Annotated in this window: 13 protein-coding genes; 6 read left to right on the top strand and 7 right to left on the bottom strand. The window is 75.8% G+C overall.

Going from position 1 to position 14,361, the window contains the following annotated elements; all coding sequences use genetic code 11:
- Positions 1–3 precede the first annotated feature (3 nt).
- From ACQEV1_RS43035 to ACQEV1_RS43010, 6 genes are all read left to right on the top strand, one after another.
- Complete coding sequence (locus tag ACQEV1_RS43035; RefSeq protein ID WP_285634040.1) at positions 4–1,041, top strand: ArsR/SmtB family transcription factor; 1,038 nt, start codon at positions 4–6, stop codon at positions 1,039–1,041.
- Positions 1,042–1,136: 95 nt separating this feature from the next.
- Positions 1,137–1,625: a hypothetical protein gene (locus ACQEV1_RS43030; protein WP_433402570.1), complete on the top strand. Its 489-nt coding sequence runs from the start codon at positions 1,137–1,139 to the stop codon at positions 1,623–1,625.
- Positions 1,622–2,557 carry an alpha/beta hydrolase gene (locus ACQEV1_RS43025; RefSeq protein WP_433402567.1) on the top strand — a complete coding sequence of 312 codons (936 nt, stop codon included), beginning with the start codon at positions 1,622–1,624 and terminating at the stop codon, positions 2,555–2,557. The genes ACQEV1_RS43030 and ACQEV1_RS43025 overlap by 4 nt, the downstream gene beginning before the upstream one ends.
- Before the next feature lie 205 nt (positions 2,558–2,762).
- Positions 2,763–3,626, top strand: a complete 864-nt coding sequence (locus ACQEV1_RS43020; protein ID WP_285634031.1) for a glycosyltransferase family 2 protein — start codon at positions 2,763–2,765, stop codon at positions 3,624–3,626.
- On the top strand, positions 3,623–4,525 hold the full coding sequence (locus ACQEV1_RS43015) for a glycosyltransferase family 2 protein (RefSeq protein WP_433402564.1): 903 nt from the start codon (positions 3,623–3,625) through the stop codon (positions 4,523–4,525). The genes ACQEV1_RS43020 and ACQEV1_RS43015 overlap by 4 nt, the downstream gene beginning before the upstream one ends.
- Before the next feature lie 27 nt (positions 4,526–4,552).
- Positions 4,553–5,503 (top strand): UDP-glucuronic acid decarboxylase family protein, encoded by a 951-nt coding sequence (locus ACQEV1_RS43010; protein WP_285634026.1) that lies wholly within the window; start codon positions 4,553–4,555, stop codon positions 5,501–5,503.
- 47 nt (positions 5,504–5,550) lie between these two features.
- On the opposite strand, the gene ACQEV1_RS43005 is transcribed toward ACQEV1_RS43010, so the two are convergent.
- From ACQEV1_RS43005 to ACQEV1_RS42975, 7 genes are read right to left on the bottom strand one after another with little or no spacing between them, the layout of a single operon-like run.
- Positions 5,551–6,498, bottom strand: a complete 948-nt coding sequence (locus tag ACQEV1_RS43005) for a glycosyltransferase family 9 protein (protein WP_433402561.1) — start codon at positions 6,496–6,498, stop codon at positions 5,551–5,553.
- Positions 6,495–7,829 carry a D-glycero-beta-D-manno-heptose 1-phosphate adenylyltransferase gene (rfaE2, locus tag ACQEV1_RS43000; RefSeq protein WP_285634021.1) on the bottom strand — a complete coding sequence of 445 codons (1,335 nt, stop codon included), beginning with the start codon at positions 7,827–7,829 and terminating at the stop codon, positions 6,495–6,497. The genes ACQEV1_RS43005 and rfaE2 overlap by 4 nt, the downstream gene beginning before the upstream one ends.
- A gap of 10 nt (positions 7,830–7,839) precedes the next feature.
- Positions 7,840–9,051 carry a glycosyltransferase gene (locus ACQEV1_RS42995; protein WP_285573066.1) on the bottom strand — a complete coding sequence of 404 codons (1,212 nt, stop codon included), beginning with the start codon at positions 9,049–9,051 and terminating at the stop codon, positions 7,840–7,842.
- Complete coding sequence (locus ACQEV1_RS42990) at positions 9,048–9,965, bottom strand: glycosyltransferase (RefSeq protein WP_433402557.1); 918 nt, start codon at positions 9,963–9,965, stop codon at positions 9,048–9,050. The genes ACQEV1_RS42995 and ACQEV1_RS42990 overlap by 4 nt, the downstream gene beginning before the upstream one ends.
- A gap of 1 nt (position 9,966) precedes the next feature.
- Positions 9,967–10,950: a glycosyltransferase family 9 protein gene (locus ACQEV1_RS42985; RefSeq protein WP_433402554.1), complete on the bottom strand. Its 984-nt coding sequence runs from the start codon at positions 10,948–10,950 to the stop codon at positions 9,967–9,969.
- Positions 10,947–12,407 (bottom strand): HAD-IIIA family hydrolase, encoded by a 1,461-nt coding sequence (locus ACQEV1_RS42980; RefSeq protein ID WP_433402551.1) that lies wholly within the window; start codon positions 12,405–12,407, stop codon positions 10,947–10,949. The genes ACQEV1_RS42985 and ACQEV1_RS42980 overlap by 4 nt, the downstream gene beginning before the upstream one ends.
- Positions 12,404–14,014 carry a carbamoyltransferase family protein gene (locus tag ACQEV1_RS42975; RefSeq protein ID WP_285634006.1) on the bottom strand — a complete coding sequence of 537 codons (1,611 nt, stop codon included), beginning with the start codon at positions 14,012–14,014 and terminating at the stop codon, positions 12,404–12,406. Before ACQEV1_RS42975 ends, ACQEV1_RS42980 begins: the two co-directional genes overlap by 4 nt.
- Positions 14,015–14,361: the final 347 nt, after the last annotated feature.

The raw sequence follows: 14,361 nt of genomic DNA, 5'->3' as shown, positions 1-14,361 counted from the left end.
CCCGTGCCGACTGTGATCACCGGCCTGGCCGGCGCCGGCCCGGCGCGGCCCGCGCCCGTCGTGTCGGCGCTGGTGGAGTTCGGCTCCGCGCTGCACGTGCTGCGTGACCCCGGCCACCACGGCGCGGACCCCTGGGCCGCCGGGATCCGGGCTTCGCTGAGCCCTCGCCTCGCGGAGTGGACCGAGTCGTGGTGGTGGACCGCCCAGGCGATCAGAGCGACGCCGTTCGTCACTCCCGAGCCGCCGGACGACTCCGGCGCGTTCGACCGGCTGCGGGCCGTGCCCGCGCGGCTGCTCGCCGATCAGCTGCTCCGGCCGGTCTCCCGGTCGGGTGACGTTCCGGCCGCGCTGCGGTGGGCGCGTGCGCGCCGGCCCGCGGTACGGGCGCGGGTCGAGGCGCTCGCGGCCCGGCCGGAGGAGGCCGTGGCGGACTTCCTCGGGTTCCTCGAACGCAGCCGGGAGGAGTGGTTCGCCGCCGAGTGGGACCGGATCCGCCCGGTCCTGGCCGCGCGGGCGAGGCGCTTCGCCACCACGGTGGACGCGCACGGCGCGGCGGCGGCGCTGACCACGCTCGACCCGTCGGTGACGCTCGGCGCGGCCGGCGGGGAGGTGCGGATCGCCAAGATCCAGGACGTCCGGCACGACGTGTCCGGCCGCGGCCTGCTCGTGGCGCCCAGCGTGTTCGTCCGCCCCCACGTGTACGTCGCGGACGTGCCCGGCCGGCCGCTCCTGCTCATCCACCCGGCCGCCCCCGGCGGCACGCCGGTCCCGTCCGTGCCGGAGCTGCTGCGGAGGCTGGAGGCCGTGGCGCATCGGGGGCGGCTGGAGGTCGCTCGCGCCATCGCGACGGAGCCGCGGACGGCCGGCGAGATCGCCGCCCTGTGGAACGTCGACCCCACGCTGGTCAACCGGCATCTGCGCGCCCTGGCCGCGGCCGGTCTGGCCGGCACCGTCCGTCACGGCCGGTTCGTGCGGTACCACCTCGACGTGGCCGCCGTCGAGGCGCTCGGCACGGACCTCGTCGCCCTGCTGCTGCGCTGAGACACCGCCGGACGGCTGACGGTATCCGTCAGTCCGCTGGCCCGCGCCGGTTCCGCGTGATTCCGTCGTTGGCCCGTACGACGAGAAGGGCGAACATGGACATTCTGCCGATCGGGGAGGCGACACGTCGTCTCCGTGCCGACCGCGAGCTGCTGCTCACCCGAGTCGAGGGGCGCGGCGAGGAGGAGCTGACCGCCGAGTACCGCGTGGACTCCGGGCCGCTCGGCGACTTCTGCGCGTCACTGCACGACCTGGTCGCGCACGTGCTGATGTGGGACGAGATCAACCTGGCCGTGCTGAGCGAGGCGGCCGCGGGCCGGGCGCACTGGAGCCTGGACGCCCGCTGGGAGACGCCGGACGCCGGGCGGATCCTCAACCGCGCCGGCGTGGAGGCGGGCCGGGAGATCCCCTCGGAGCTGCTGCTCCACCGGCTCGGCGCCGTGCACGACGCGGTGCTGGCGGAGTTCGGCCGCATCGAGCCCTCCGGCGCCGCGCTGGCGCAGCGGGTCTGGACCGTGCCGGGCCGCCCCGCGTACTGGCACGCCGCGATCCACCTCGGCCGCCTGCCCGAGGCGTCGTCGTGAGGGCCCGCGTCATCCGCGAACCGGGGTTCGCGGAGGAGACCGACGCCCTGCTGGCGCGGATCGGTCCCGTCGAGGAGATCACCGACCACGCGAGCCTGCTGGCGGCCCGCGCCGACCCGGCCGACCCCGGCCTGGCCGGAGCGCCCGACCCCGCCGTACGGGCGGCGGACCTGTACCTGCCCGCCCGGGGAGGGCCGGTCCTCGTCCGGCTCTACCGGACGCCGGGCGGGCCGCGGCCGATCCTGCTGTGGCTGCACGGCGGGGCCTTCATCGGCGGCTCGGTGGGCGACCTCGACCACGTGTGCTCGCGGCTCGCACGGCTGTCCGGGTGCGCGGTGGCCTCGCTGGAGTACCGGCTCGCCCCCGAGCACCCGTTCCCGGCCGCCCTGCACGACACCTGCGACGCGATGTGCTGGCTGGCCGAGCACGGGCCGGTCCTCGGCGGCGACGGGCGGCTCGCCGCGGGCGGGCAGAGCGCGGGGGCCAACCTGGTCGCCGCCGCCTGCCTCGCCGGGCGCGACGAGGGCGACCCGCCACCGGCCCGCCAGGTCCTGTGCTACCCGTTGCTCGACTTCGGCCAGGACACCGACTCCGCCCGTGAGTTCGACGGAGTGTTCCTCAGCGCCCGGCCCGGCTGGGCGAACGCGGCGTACCTGGCCGGGCGGGAGGTCACCCCGTACGCGGCGCCGCTGCGCGCGGCGAGCCTGGCGGGGCTGCCGCCGGCCCTGGTCATCGGCGCCGGGCGTGACCCGCTCCGCGACGACGCGCGCGCCTACGCCGCCCGCCTGGACGCGGCGGGCGTGGACGTGACCCACGTGGAGTACGCCGGGACGATGCACGCGTTCTTGAACTTCTGCGGCGCCCTGTCCGCCGGGGACCACGCGATCGGTCTGATCGCCGCGGAGCTGCGCGAGGCCTTCGGCGAGCCGTGACCTGCCGGTCGGCCGCTTGGTCGTCGTGGCCGAAGGCGGCACCAGGTGTCATCGGCGGGCCGTAGCGGTCCGCCGGGTCCGCGGTACACGATGGGGAAAGGGGGGCGTGAAGGGTCCGCGGCGCCGTACGGGGGCGCATGTTCCGTGGCGGGAGGGTAGAGCGGGAACCCGGTGACAGGTCGGCGGCCGACGAAGGGGGAGGCTCATGGCGTCACGCGTCACCGTGGTCATCGCGACCCGGGACCGGCGGGACGAGCTGGCGCACACGCTGCGCCGGCTGCGGAGGCTGCCCGACCGTCCCGAGATCATCGTCGTCGACAACGCCTCCGCCGACGGCACCGCCGAGGCCGTGCGCCGTGACTTCCCCGGCGTACGGGTGCTCGCCCTCCGGCGCAACCTCGGCGCGGTCGCACGGAACCTGGGGGTCGAGGAGGCCCGCACGCCGTACGTCGCGTTCAGCGACGACGACTCCTGGTGGGAGCCGGGCGCGCTCGCCACCGCCGCCGAGCTGTTCGACGCCCATCCGCGCCTGGGCCTGATCGCCGGGCGGCCGCTCGTCGGGGACGAGCGGCGGCCCGACCCGATCGCCGGCCTGATGGCGGACAGCCCGCTGCCGGCCGACGACCGCCTGCCGGGCCCCGCGGTCCTCGGCTTCCTGTGCTGCGCCGCGATCGTGCGCCGTACCGCGTTCCTGGAGGTCGGCGGCTTCAGCGAGGTGCTGTTCTTCGTGGGGGAGGAACGCCTGCTCGCCTACGACCTGGCAGCGGCCGGCTGGGGGCTGAGCTACGTCTCCTCGGTGGTGGCGGTCCACCGGCCCTCGCCGGTGCGCGACGCACCCGAGCGCCGCCGGGGCCTGGAGCTGCGCAACGAGATGCTCACGGCCTGGCTGCGGCGGCCCGTGCCGTTGGCGCTCGCCCGGACCCTGAGCCTGGCGGGCCGCGCGGCGACCTCGGCCGCCGCGCGGTCGGCCTGGCCGTCGGCGCTCGTCCGCCTCCCGGCCGCGCTGCGCGACCGGCGGCGGCTGCCGGAGCCCGTCGAGCGTCACGCGCGACTGCTGGAGACGGTGTGAGGGCCCGCGACGAGCGGGTGACCGTCGTCATCATCACCCGTGACCGGTGCGCGGAGCTCGCCCGCACTCTCGGCCACATGGTCGCGCTGCCGGAACGCCCGGAGATCATCGTCGTCGACAACGGCTCACGTGACGGCACCGCCGCCATGGTCGCGGACCGCTTCCCCCGGGTACGGCTTTTGCGGAGCGACCGCAACCTCGGCGCGACCGCGCGCAACGTGGCCGTGCACCAGGTCGCCTCGCCGTACGTCGCGTTCTGCGACGACGACACCTGGTGGGAGCCGGGCGCCCTGAGCACGGCGGCGGACCTGCTGGACGCCCACGCCGGGCTGGCGTCGGTGACGGGCCGGATCGTGGTCGAGCCCGGCGGCGCGGAGGACCCGATCGTCGCCGAACTCGACGGTTCGCCGCTGCCCGCGCCGGGCTGGCTGCCCGGCCCCGCCCTGCTCGGCATCCTCGCGGGCGCCAGCATGCTGCGCGTGACGGCGTTCCGCGAGGTCGGCGGGTTCTCACCGCGGCTGTGGCTCGGCGGCGAGGAGGAGCTCCTCGCGATCGACCTGGCCGCGCGCGGCTGGTGGATGTGCTACCGCGGCGACGTCGTGGTCCACCACGCCGCCTCGTCCGCCCGCGACGCCACCGAGCGCCGCCGCCTGGGCATCCGGAACACGCTGTGGACGACCTGGCTGCGGCGGCCGGTCCGGGACGCGCTGCGCCGTACCGGCGTGGTCGTCGGCTCGCTGCCGCGCGACACCACGAGCGCCCGCGCGCTGGCCGCCGCCGTCGCCGGGCTGCCGTGGGTGGTGCGCGAACGCCGCGTGGTGCCGCGCGACGTCGAGGAGGGACTGCGGCTACTGGAGGAGCCGCAACGCAGGTCCGTCGCCCGAAGGTACGTGGGGTAATGCGGGAGAAGGGATTGAGCTGTGACGATGCGAACCTTTGAGCGTGCCGTGGTCACCGGTGGGGCCGGCTTCCTGGGCTCGCACCTCTGCGAACGCCTGCTGGAGACCGGCACGGAGGTCGTCTGCCTGGACAACTTCCTGACCGGCGCCCCGGCCAACCTGGCGCACCTGCAGGAACATCCGCGGATGCGGATCATCCGCTGCGACCTGACCGACTTCGTGCACGTGCCGGGGCCCGTCGACCTGGTCCTGCACTTCGCGTCGCCGGCGTCACCGATCGACTACCTGCGCCTGCCGCTCGACACGCTCAAGGTCGGCAGCCTGGGCACGCTGCACGCGCTCGGCCTGGCCGTCGAGAAGGGCGCGCGCTTCCTCCTCGCCTCCACCTCGGAGGTGTACGGCGACCCGCTCGTCCACCCGCAGCCGGAGTCGTACTGGGGCAACGTGAACCCCGTCGGCCCGCGCGGCGTGTACGACGAGGCCAAGCGGTTCTCCGAGGCGCTCACCACCGCGTACCGCGCGAGCAAGGACGTCGACACCGCCATCGTCCGGATCTTCAACACCTACGGCCCCCGCATGCGCCCCGACGACGGGCGCGCGATCCCCACCTTCATCCGCCAGGCGCTGCGCGACGAGCCGCTGACCGTGGCCGGCGACGGCTCCCAGACCCGCTCGATCTGCTACGTCGACGACACCGTGTCCGGCATCCTCGCCCTCGCGGGCTCCGCGCACCCGGGCCCGATGAACATCGGCAACTCCGAGGAGATGAGCGTCCTGGACCTGGCCGAGCGGATCCGCGCGCTCGCCGGCTCCTCATCGGAGATCGAGTTCATCGACCGCCCGGTGGACGACCCGCGTGTACGCCGGCCGGACTGCTCACTCGCCGAACGCGAGCTGGGCTGGCACCCCCGGATCGACCCCGACGACGGCCTCGCCCGCACCGTGAAGTGGTTCCAGGAGTACCTCGCGGACACGTGAGCACGCGCGTCTTCAGAAGCGAACGCCGCGTCTCCGGCCTCCTGCCGCTATCGGTCCAGCCGGTGGCGGCGATCCTGACCTGCTACGCGCGTCGTCGCGTCGAGTACCTCCTCGACGGTGATCAGCAGGAGCCGGGGGTCGGTCTCGGTGCCGTGGGCGTCGCCGGGCCGGCCGCCGGTGCCGTGCCAGAGGGCGACGTGTTCCGGACGGTCCGGCGGGGGACCCCACAGGGCCGGGGACACCGGCCCGAAGAGCGTGACGGAGGGGGTTCCGTACGCCGTGGCCAGGTGTGACGTGCCCGTGTCGTTGCTGATCACGGCGCGGGCCGACGCGATGACGGCCGCCAGTTCCGCCAGTGTCGTCTCCAGGGCGGCGTCGGGCGGCAGGCCCGCCTCGGCCGCGACCCGCCGGGTCAGGTCCTGCTCGTCCGGCGCGCCGGTGAGGACCACGCGGTGTCCCTCGGCGGTCAGCGCGCGGGCGACCGCCGCGAACCGCCCGGCGGGCCAGCGGCGGCCCGTGCTCGCGGCGCCGGGGTGCAGCACGACCGCCCCCGCGTACGGAGAGGGGCCCGGCGAACGCAGCCGCAGGTCGCCGGGGTCCGCCGGCACGCCGTACCACTCCGGCAGCCGGCACCACCGCGTGACCTCGTGCTCGCCAGGGTCCCACCAGGGACCCTTCGCGTCCGGTGCCTGCGGCGAGGCGTAGAGCATCGTCAGCGGGGCGGAAAGCTCCTCCACGAGGCGGTGGCTGGCCGGGCCGTCGCCGTGCAGGTCGACCGCGACCTCCGGCGGCGGGCCGTCCCAGGAGAGCCGCTCCAGCTCACCCGCCGGCAGGAGCCGGTCGATCGCGCCGGTCAGTTCCGCCAGGGGCGCGAGCACGGGCGGCGCGGCCAGGACCGTCTCGTGCTCCGGGTACGCCGCGCGCAGCGCGCGGTAGGCCGGCACCGCCGTGAGGAAGTCGCCGAGCCCGAGGGCCCGCAGCATGAGCACCCTCATGATCGATGTGCCAGGATCCGCGTCGTGGAGCGTCCGGGCAGGTAGGGCAGCACGACCGTGCGCCCGCCCCAGCTCGCCACGACCGACGCCTCGGGGAGCCGGTCGACGGTGTAGTCGCCGCCCTTGACCCACACGTCCGGGCGCAGCCGGCGCAGGATCTCCTCCGGCGTGTCCTCCTCGAACACCTCCACGGCGTCGACGCACTCCAGCGCGTTCAGCACGGCGGCCCGGTCGGCGGCCGGGTTGACCGGGCGGTCGGGGCCCTTGGCGCGGCGCACCGACGCGTCGGAGTTGAGGCAGACGACGAGGCAGTCGCCCAGCGCCCGCGCGGCGCGCAACGTCGCCACGTGCCCGGCGTGCAGGACGTCGAAGCAGCCGCCCGTCGCCACGACGGTGCCGCCCGCCTCGCGCACGGCGGCCACCGGGTCCCGCACGGGCCGGGGCGCCGGGGTCTGGGAGAGCGCGGAGGCCGCGCCCCGCTCGACGAAGGCGGCGGCCGCGGCCACGGCGGCCTCGACCGCCTCGGACGGCAGCGCGCCCCGGGCCAGCAGGCGGGCCGCGGTCGCGGCGAACCGGTCGCCGGCCCCGCACGTGTCGCGGCCCGTGACCGGCTCGGCGGGGAAGATCTGCGGAGCGCCCGAGCCGTGCGACAGCAGCGCGCCGCGCTCGCCCATCGTCACCGCGACGCCGTCGGCCCGGTAGCGGCGCAGGATCTCCTCCGCGCTCCGGGTCACCGCGTCGAGGTCGTCCTCCCGCCGGTCGCACCAGGCGAGGGCCTCGCTCAGGTTCGGGCAGATCAGCCGGGCGCGGGGCACCGGGTCGGCGCCGCGCGGGTGGGGGTCCCACACGAGCGGCACCCGGCGCGCGGCGTCGGCGAGCAGCTCGCGCATCCGCGGCTGCGCCGCCGTGCCCCGGCCGTAGTCGGAGACGAGGACCGCCCCCGCGTCGGCGAGCACCGCCTGGACCTCCCGGCCCGGCTCGCCGACGGCACCCGGCGCGGTTCGGTCGATCCGCACCAGCGGATGGCCGCCCGCGCGGACGCGGGTCTTCTCCGCCGGGCTCTCGCTGAGCGGCAGCGCGACCACGCGCACGCGCGGCGCGAGCAGGTCGCGCAGCGTACGGCTGACGCGGTCGGCGCCGAGCGGCGTCACCAGGACCACGTCCGGCCCGTCGTCGGCCGCCAGCAAGGCGGCCAGCCCCGCGCCTCCGGGACGGGTGTGCTCCTCGACGGCGTCGACCACCGGGACCGGTGCGTCCGGGCTGAGCCGTTCGGCCCGCCCGTCCAGGTCGCGGTCGAGCATCACGTCGCCGACGATGACCACGGGCTTCATCGGATCTCCTTCACTGGCTCGCCGCCATGGGCCGCCGCCGTGCCAGCCGGTCGTAGACGGTCTCGGTGCGGGCGGCCACGTGCTCCCAGGAGTAGCGGGAGCGGGCCCGCTCGGCGCCGGCGCGGCCGTACGCCGCGAGACGCTCCGGGTCGTCCAGCAGCGCGCGCAGCGTGGCGGCCAGTACGTCGGGCCGGCGCGGCGGCACGTGCTCGCCGGTGACCCCGCCCGCCACCGTGTCGACGATCCCGCCGACCGCCGAGGCGACCACCGGCACGCCGCACGCCATCGCCTCGACCGGCGCGATGCCGAACGGCTCGTACCAGGGGGTGAAGACGGCCACGTCGGCCGAGCGCAGCAGCGCCGGCACGTCCACCGGGGGCACACCGCCCAGCATCACCAGCCGGTCGGCGACGCCCACCTCGGCGGCGACCTTCCGGAGCCGGCAGGCCTCACGGTCGCCGTCGAGCTCGCTGGCGGCGGGGCCGCCGGCGACGACGAGCTCGGCGTCAGGCAGGTCCACGAGTGCCCGGACGGCCGTCTCCACGCCCTTGCGCTCGACGAGACGGCCGACGTAGATGAGCCGGTGGCGTTCGCGGCGCGGCACGCGGTCGTCGGCCGGCCCGTCCGGGCGGAGCCGCGCCAGGTCCACGCCGCAGGGCACGATGGTCGTCCTGCGGTGGGTCACGCCCATCGCGGCCAGTTCGAACACCTCGTCGCTGCACGTGGCGATGATGTGGTCGGCGTCCTGCCCGATGCGGCGCTCGACGTCGAGGCGGTCGGCCGGGCTCGGGTCGTCCTCGCCCAGGTGACGCCGCTTGACCGTGCCGAGCGCGTGGTAGGTCAGCGCGACCGGGACGGCGCCCTCGCTCGCCGCGAGCGACGCCAGCCCCGACATCCAGAAGTGCGCGTGCGCCACGTCGGGCGGCCGGGCCCGCCACCGGCGGCCCAGCTCCTGCCCGAACTCCCGCATGTGCGGCAGCAGCAGGTCCTTGGGCACCGGCTCGGGCGGTCCCGCCGGCACGTGCTCGACCGTGTATCCGGCGTCGACGACGACGCGGTCGGGCAGGCCGGGGTCGTCCCGGCGCGTGTGCACGGTCACCTCGTGACCGCGTCGGCACAGGTGGTCGGCGAGCGCCGCGACGTGCACGTTCTGCCCGCCGGCGTCCGCTTCGCCCAGCACGGCCAGTGGACTGGCGTGTTCGGAGACCAACGCGATCCTCATGCCGTCACCTCTTTCAGGACGCGGTCCCAGTCGTCGAGGAACCGCTGGAGGCCGTACCGGCCCAGCACGCTCTCGCGGGCGGCGCGCCCCGCCTCGGCGGCCTCGCCGGGATCGGCGAGATACCGCCGGATCGCGGCGCGCAGCACGTCGACGTCGGTCGAGATCGTCCCGGCCGAGGACGGCACCGCCTCGACCACCTCGGTCGTGGCGAGCGCGACCACGGGCATCCCCAGGTGCATCGCCTCCAGCAGGGACAGGCCGAGCGAGGTCCACCGGATCGGGTGGACGTAGACACGGCGGCGGGCCAGCTCGGCGTGCATCCGGTCCTGGGGCAGGTCCTCGTACGTGCGGCAGCCGGTCAGCCCGGAGACCTTCATCCCGAACACGTCCAGCGGCGCGTCCAGCCGGGGCAGCAGGTCGGTGCCGACGTAGCGTCCCCGCCGGACCGGCTCGTTGACCACCACGGCGGCGCGCGGTACCTCCCCGGTCCACAGCGGTCCCGGGTCGACCACCCCGTGTTCGACCACGGTCGTCGGAGTCGTGCCGCAGTCCCAGAACAGGTCGTTGAAGTGGGTGACGTGCACCAGGCGCAGGTCCGGCCGGTCGGCCAGCGGATGCCGGCTGAGCGGCACGTCCCCCCAGGGGGCGTCGTGCTCGAGGTAGACGGTCGGCACCCGGCCCAGAGGCCGTACGAGCTCCTCGTCGTGCGGCCGTTGCAGGATGACGATGTCGGGCTCGGTCTCGGCGATCCGGTCCAGCGGCACCTCCCGGACGGACGCGGGCCAGTCCCAGGTACGGGCGCGGCCGAGCCCGTCGGGGCCGCGGTCGGGCGTCACCGGGACGAAGTACTCGTGCCGCCCCTGCACGAGGGCCGTGGTGTACGAGCCGTGCACGTGCCAGAGCAGGATTCTCACGTCAGCACACCTCCTCGACGGCGGCCACCACGTCGGCGGGCCGCACCGAAGTCAGGCACGGGTGCCCGGCGACGGGGCACTCACGTGCGCGCGTGTCACGACAGGGGGCGTCCTGGTCGCCGAGCAGCACGTGCCGCACGCCGTACGGCGCCCAGCGGACCGCGGGCACGACCGGCGCGAACAGCGAGACCACCGGCGTGCCGACGGCGGCGGCCAGGTGCGCGGGGCCGGTGTTCCCGGCCACGACGGCGCTCGCCCCCGCGAGGACGCCGGCGAGTTCGGCGAAGGTCGTACGGCCGCCGAGGTCCAGGCCCGCGTCGCCCGCGACCCGCGCGGTCAGCGCGCGTTCGCCCGGCCCGCCGGTCACCACGACCCGCCGGCCGCGCGCCGCCAGCTCGCGTACGGCCCGCGCGCAGTGCCCCTCGGGCCAGGCGCGCGCCGGCACCGACACCCCTGGATGGAGCACGACGTACCGGCCGTCGAGCGGCGCGGGCGGCAGGGGACGGCGGACGGCGAGGCGGCCGTCGTCGCCGGCCGGCAGGTCGAAGCCGGCCGCGCGGGCCAGCGACAGCGCGCGTTCGGCCTCGGGGATGTCGTCGTCGACCCGGTGACGTACGTCGAGCAGGGAGCCCGGATAGTCCTCGCTGATCGCCGCGATGTGCCCGACCCCGGCGAGCCGAAGCAGCAGCGCGGCCGGCAGCGGCGACTGGTGGAAGGAGGTCAGGATCAGCGCACGGTCGAAACCGCCGAGCCGCGCGACCAGGTCCGCCACCTCACGGCGGTCCACCGGCGGCGGGTCGAAGCCCGCCCAGGGCGCGCGCCACACGATCACCTCGTCGACGCCGGGCAGGAGCCGCGCGGCGTCCGCGCCCTCCGGTCCGGCGAGCAGCGTCACGTGCCGGGACCCGGCGGCCGCCGCGCGGACCGCGGGGCCGCACAGCAGTACGTCGCCCGCGTTGTCCAGGCGCACGACGAGAGTCCTCATCGCCGCTCCCCGAGCGCGAACCGCACCGCCTCGGTGAGCGACCCGGCCACCCGCGCGCCCCGGCACTCGGACTCCAGCGTCTCGGCGGTCGGCACGAGGACGCTGCGGGCTCCGGCGGCGCGGGCGGCGGCCACGTCCGAGCCGATGTCGCCGATCAGCACGCACTCGTCGGGGCGGACCCCGAGGGCGGCCGCCGCCTGGAACACCAGGCCGGGCGCCGGCTTACGGCAGGCGCATCCGCCGTCGTGCGGGCACACCTGCCACGTGTCGAAGGGCCCGAGCAGCTCGTCCACCCGCTTGTTGACGCGCTGGACGTCGTCCTCGGTGATCAGGCCGCGCGCGACGCCGGACTGGTTGGAGACCACGCCGACACGCACGCCCGCGTCACGGGCCAGGCGCACCGCGGAGGCCGCGTCCGGCATGGGCTCGACCTTCTCCGGATCGCCGTTGTACGGGACGTCGTAGACGAGCGTGCCGTCGCGGTCGAACAGCACCGCCTTCGCCGGGCCCGGCCAGGCACGCTCGCCGCGGGTCGTCGCGAGGCCGCGCAGCCAGTGCCACGTGGCCATCGGGGGGATGAGCGCGCTGGTGGCCGCCATGGTGAGGATCTCGTCGCGGGTCCGGGGACCAGGCGCGACGCGGGCTGCGGCGAACTCGGCGATCCCGGCGAGCGCGGCGGCGCCGGCCAGCGTCCCGGCTCTGGGCCGGCCGGCGGCGGTCAGCCCGGCGGCGAGCGCGCCGGCGGCGGTGATCGCCAGGTGCCGTCCGCGACGCCCGGGATCGGCGCGGGCCCGGCTGTGCCATCCGGGTCCGTGGACGGCGCGCATGAGCGCGTCGTCGGCGTTGCCGGCCTGCGCGCGCACGCTCGCCCACCGGGACGCGGCCCGTACGGGGTGCACGGTGCGCCGCTCGCCCTTGGTCAGCACCCATCCGGCGTCCATCGTCCGCAGAGCCATGTCGGCGTCCTCGCGGAACGCGCGGGGGAAGCGCTCGTCGAACCCGCCGGTCTCGACCAGCGCGTCACGCCGGTAGGCCATGTCCGCGGTGATCCACCAGGCGTCGGCGAGCCCGACCGTGCCGCGCTCCCAGTCGGTCGGGCGGCGCCCGTCCGGCAGCGGCACGGTGACGCGGCCCTGAATCCCGCCGGTCTCCGGCGAGGCGTTCTCCAGGTCGCGCCGCAGGTCCTCCCGCCAGGTCTCGGTGACCCGTACGTCGTCGTCGAGGAACGCCACCCAGGGCGCGGTGGTGATCCGCCAGCCGGTGTTGCGGGCCGCCGCAGGGCCACGACCGCCGCTGCGGACGACCGTGCCGGGCACGTCGAGCGGGAGGCCGCCGGCTGGCCGGTCGTCGACGACCACGATCTCGTCGGGCTCCGGACCACGGGACCGTTCGAGGGCGTTCAGGCAGTCGGCGAGGCAGGCACGTCCGATGGTCGGGATGACGACGGCGTACCTCATGCCGGCCTCCGGAGGACGAACGGGCCGATCGCCAGCAGGTCGATGGGAGTGGCGCCGAAGCACTCCAGCGCGTCTCGGGGACTGTCGACCATCGGACGCCCGGCGGTGTTGAGGCTGGTGTTGACCACGACGGGCAGGCCGGTACGGCGTTCGAAGGCAGTGAGCATCCGGGCCACCAGCGGCTCGGCCGCCGGATCGACGGTCTGCACGCGCGCGGTGCCGTCCACGTGCACCACGGCCGGGATCCGGTCCTGCCAGGCGGACGTCACGTCGTGCACGAAGAGCATGTACGGGCTGGGCAGCGGGCCACGCGTGAAGATCTCCGCGGCCCGGTCGGCGAGCACCATCGGCGCGACCGGGCGGAACTGCTCGCGGCCCTTGACGTTGTTGAGCCGCTCCAGGTTCGCCTTGCGCCCCGGGTGGGCGAGCAGCGACCGGTGGCCCAGCGCCCGCGGACCGTACTCGGCGCGCCCCTGGAACCAGGCGACGATGCCGTCGTCCGCCAGCGTCTCGGCCACGGCCTCGGCGACGTCCGGCGGCCGCTCGTACGGCACCCGCGCCGTACGCAGCGCCTCCTCGATCTCCGCGTCGCCGAACTCGCGCCCGAGGCCGGGGGCGAACTCCAGCGGTCCGCTCCGCGCGAGGTGCACGGCCGCGCCGAGCGCCGTGCCGGCGTCCCCGGCGGCGGGCTGCACCCAGACGTGGTCGAACGGGCCCTGTTCGGACAGGACGGTGTTGGCCACGCAGTTGAGCCCGGTGCCGCCCGCGATCATCAGGGTGCGGTCGCCGGTGCGCTCGTGGATCCAGTTCGCCAGGTCGAGCAGGACCTCCTCCAGCCGCCGCTGCACGCTCGCGGCCAGGTCGGCGTGCTCCTGCGTCCACTGCTCGTCCGGGGCGCGGGCGGGCGCCAGGCGTTCCCAGTCGATCGCGCCGGTGACGAACCCGCCGTCCTCGGTGGCGCGCACGGACTCCCGCAGCAGGTCCAGGTGGCGCGGCTTGCCGTACGAGGCCATCGCCATGACCTTGTACTCGTCGCTGGAGCGCAGGAAGCCCAGATGCTGCGTGAGGTCCTCGTACATCAGGCCGAGGGAGTGCGGCAGTTCCTGGCTCGCCAGCACCTCCAGGCCGTCGGGGGAGTCACGGCCGCTCAGGTGGGAGGCGCACTCCCCGCGGCCGTCGCAGACCAGGACGCTGCCCTCGCGTCCGAGCAGCGCCGAGGCGGCGTGCGCGACGTGGTGGGGGACGAACCGTACCTTGGCCGGATCCAGCCCCGGCAGGGCGTCGGCCAGCAGGCTCGGGGCCTGCTCGGCGTACATGATCCGCAGGTGGTCCCAGGGGTCGTGCAGGCCCATCGACTCGGCCGGCCGTGCGAGCGAGGGATCGTAGGAGAAGCCGACGAGATCGAGGTCCTCGGGCCGCAGACCGGCCTGCTCCAGGCACCAGCGGGCCGACAGGACGGGCTGTTCCCAGGCGGAGAACGGGACCGGCCGCTTGCCGTGCTTGCGTCTGCTGAAACGTTCCTCTTCGGCCGCCGCGACGATGCGACCGTCGGCCACGAGCGCCGCGGCCGGATCGTGAAAGATCGCGTTGATCCCGAGTACCCGCACGTTGACCTCCCTCGCAAGAGCCTGTCTGTCGCCTTTCCCGGGGCACAGAGCGCTCGCGCTGCCCCACAAGCCGCTCGGCAAACACCGCCCCGGCCTGCCGGAGCGCCTACGCGACCCGGCGGTGGGACCGGGCGAGCATGCCTCGCCGCCCCCGCCCGGCCGGGCGGGCAGGACCACCGACGCCGAGCGCGATCGCCGGCCCTGCGGGCACGTCGCGGCGGCGATCCGCCGCCCGCGCAGCCCGGCGCCCGATCCGCGTTGTCCACAGGCCCCGCGCCGGTCTTCCGCCCGGAGACTTCGGCGTTTGACAATGGAAGTGGGCTGGCCCCCCAGGGCGGGCGGGGACC

This window comes from Actinoallomurus sp. CA-142502 (genome assembly GCF_050936355.1).
Taxonomy (GTDB): domain Bacteria; phylum Actinomycetota; class Actinomycetes; order Streptosporangiales; family Streptosporangiaceae; genus Actinoallomurus; species Actinoallomurus iriomotensis.
Note: the sequence above shows the minus strand (reverse complement) of the source record. Positions and strands in the feature narration are given on the sequence as shown.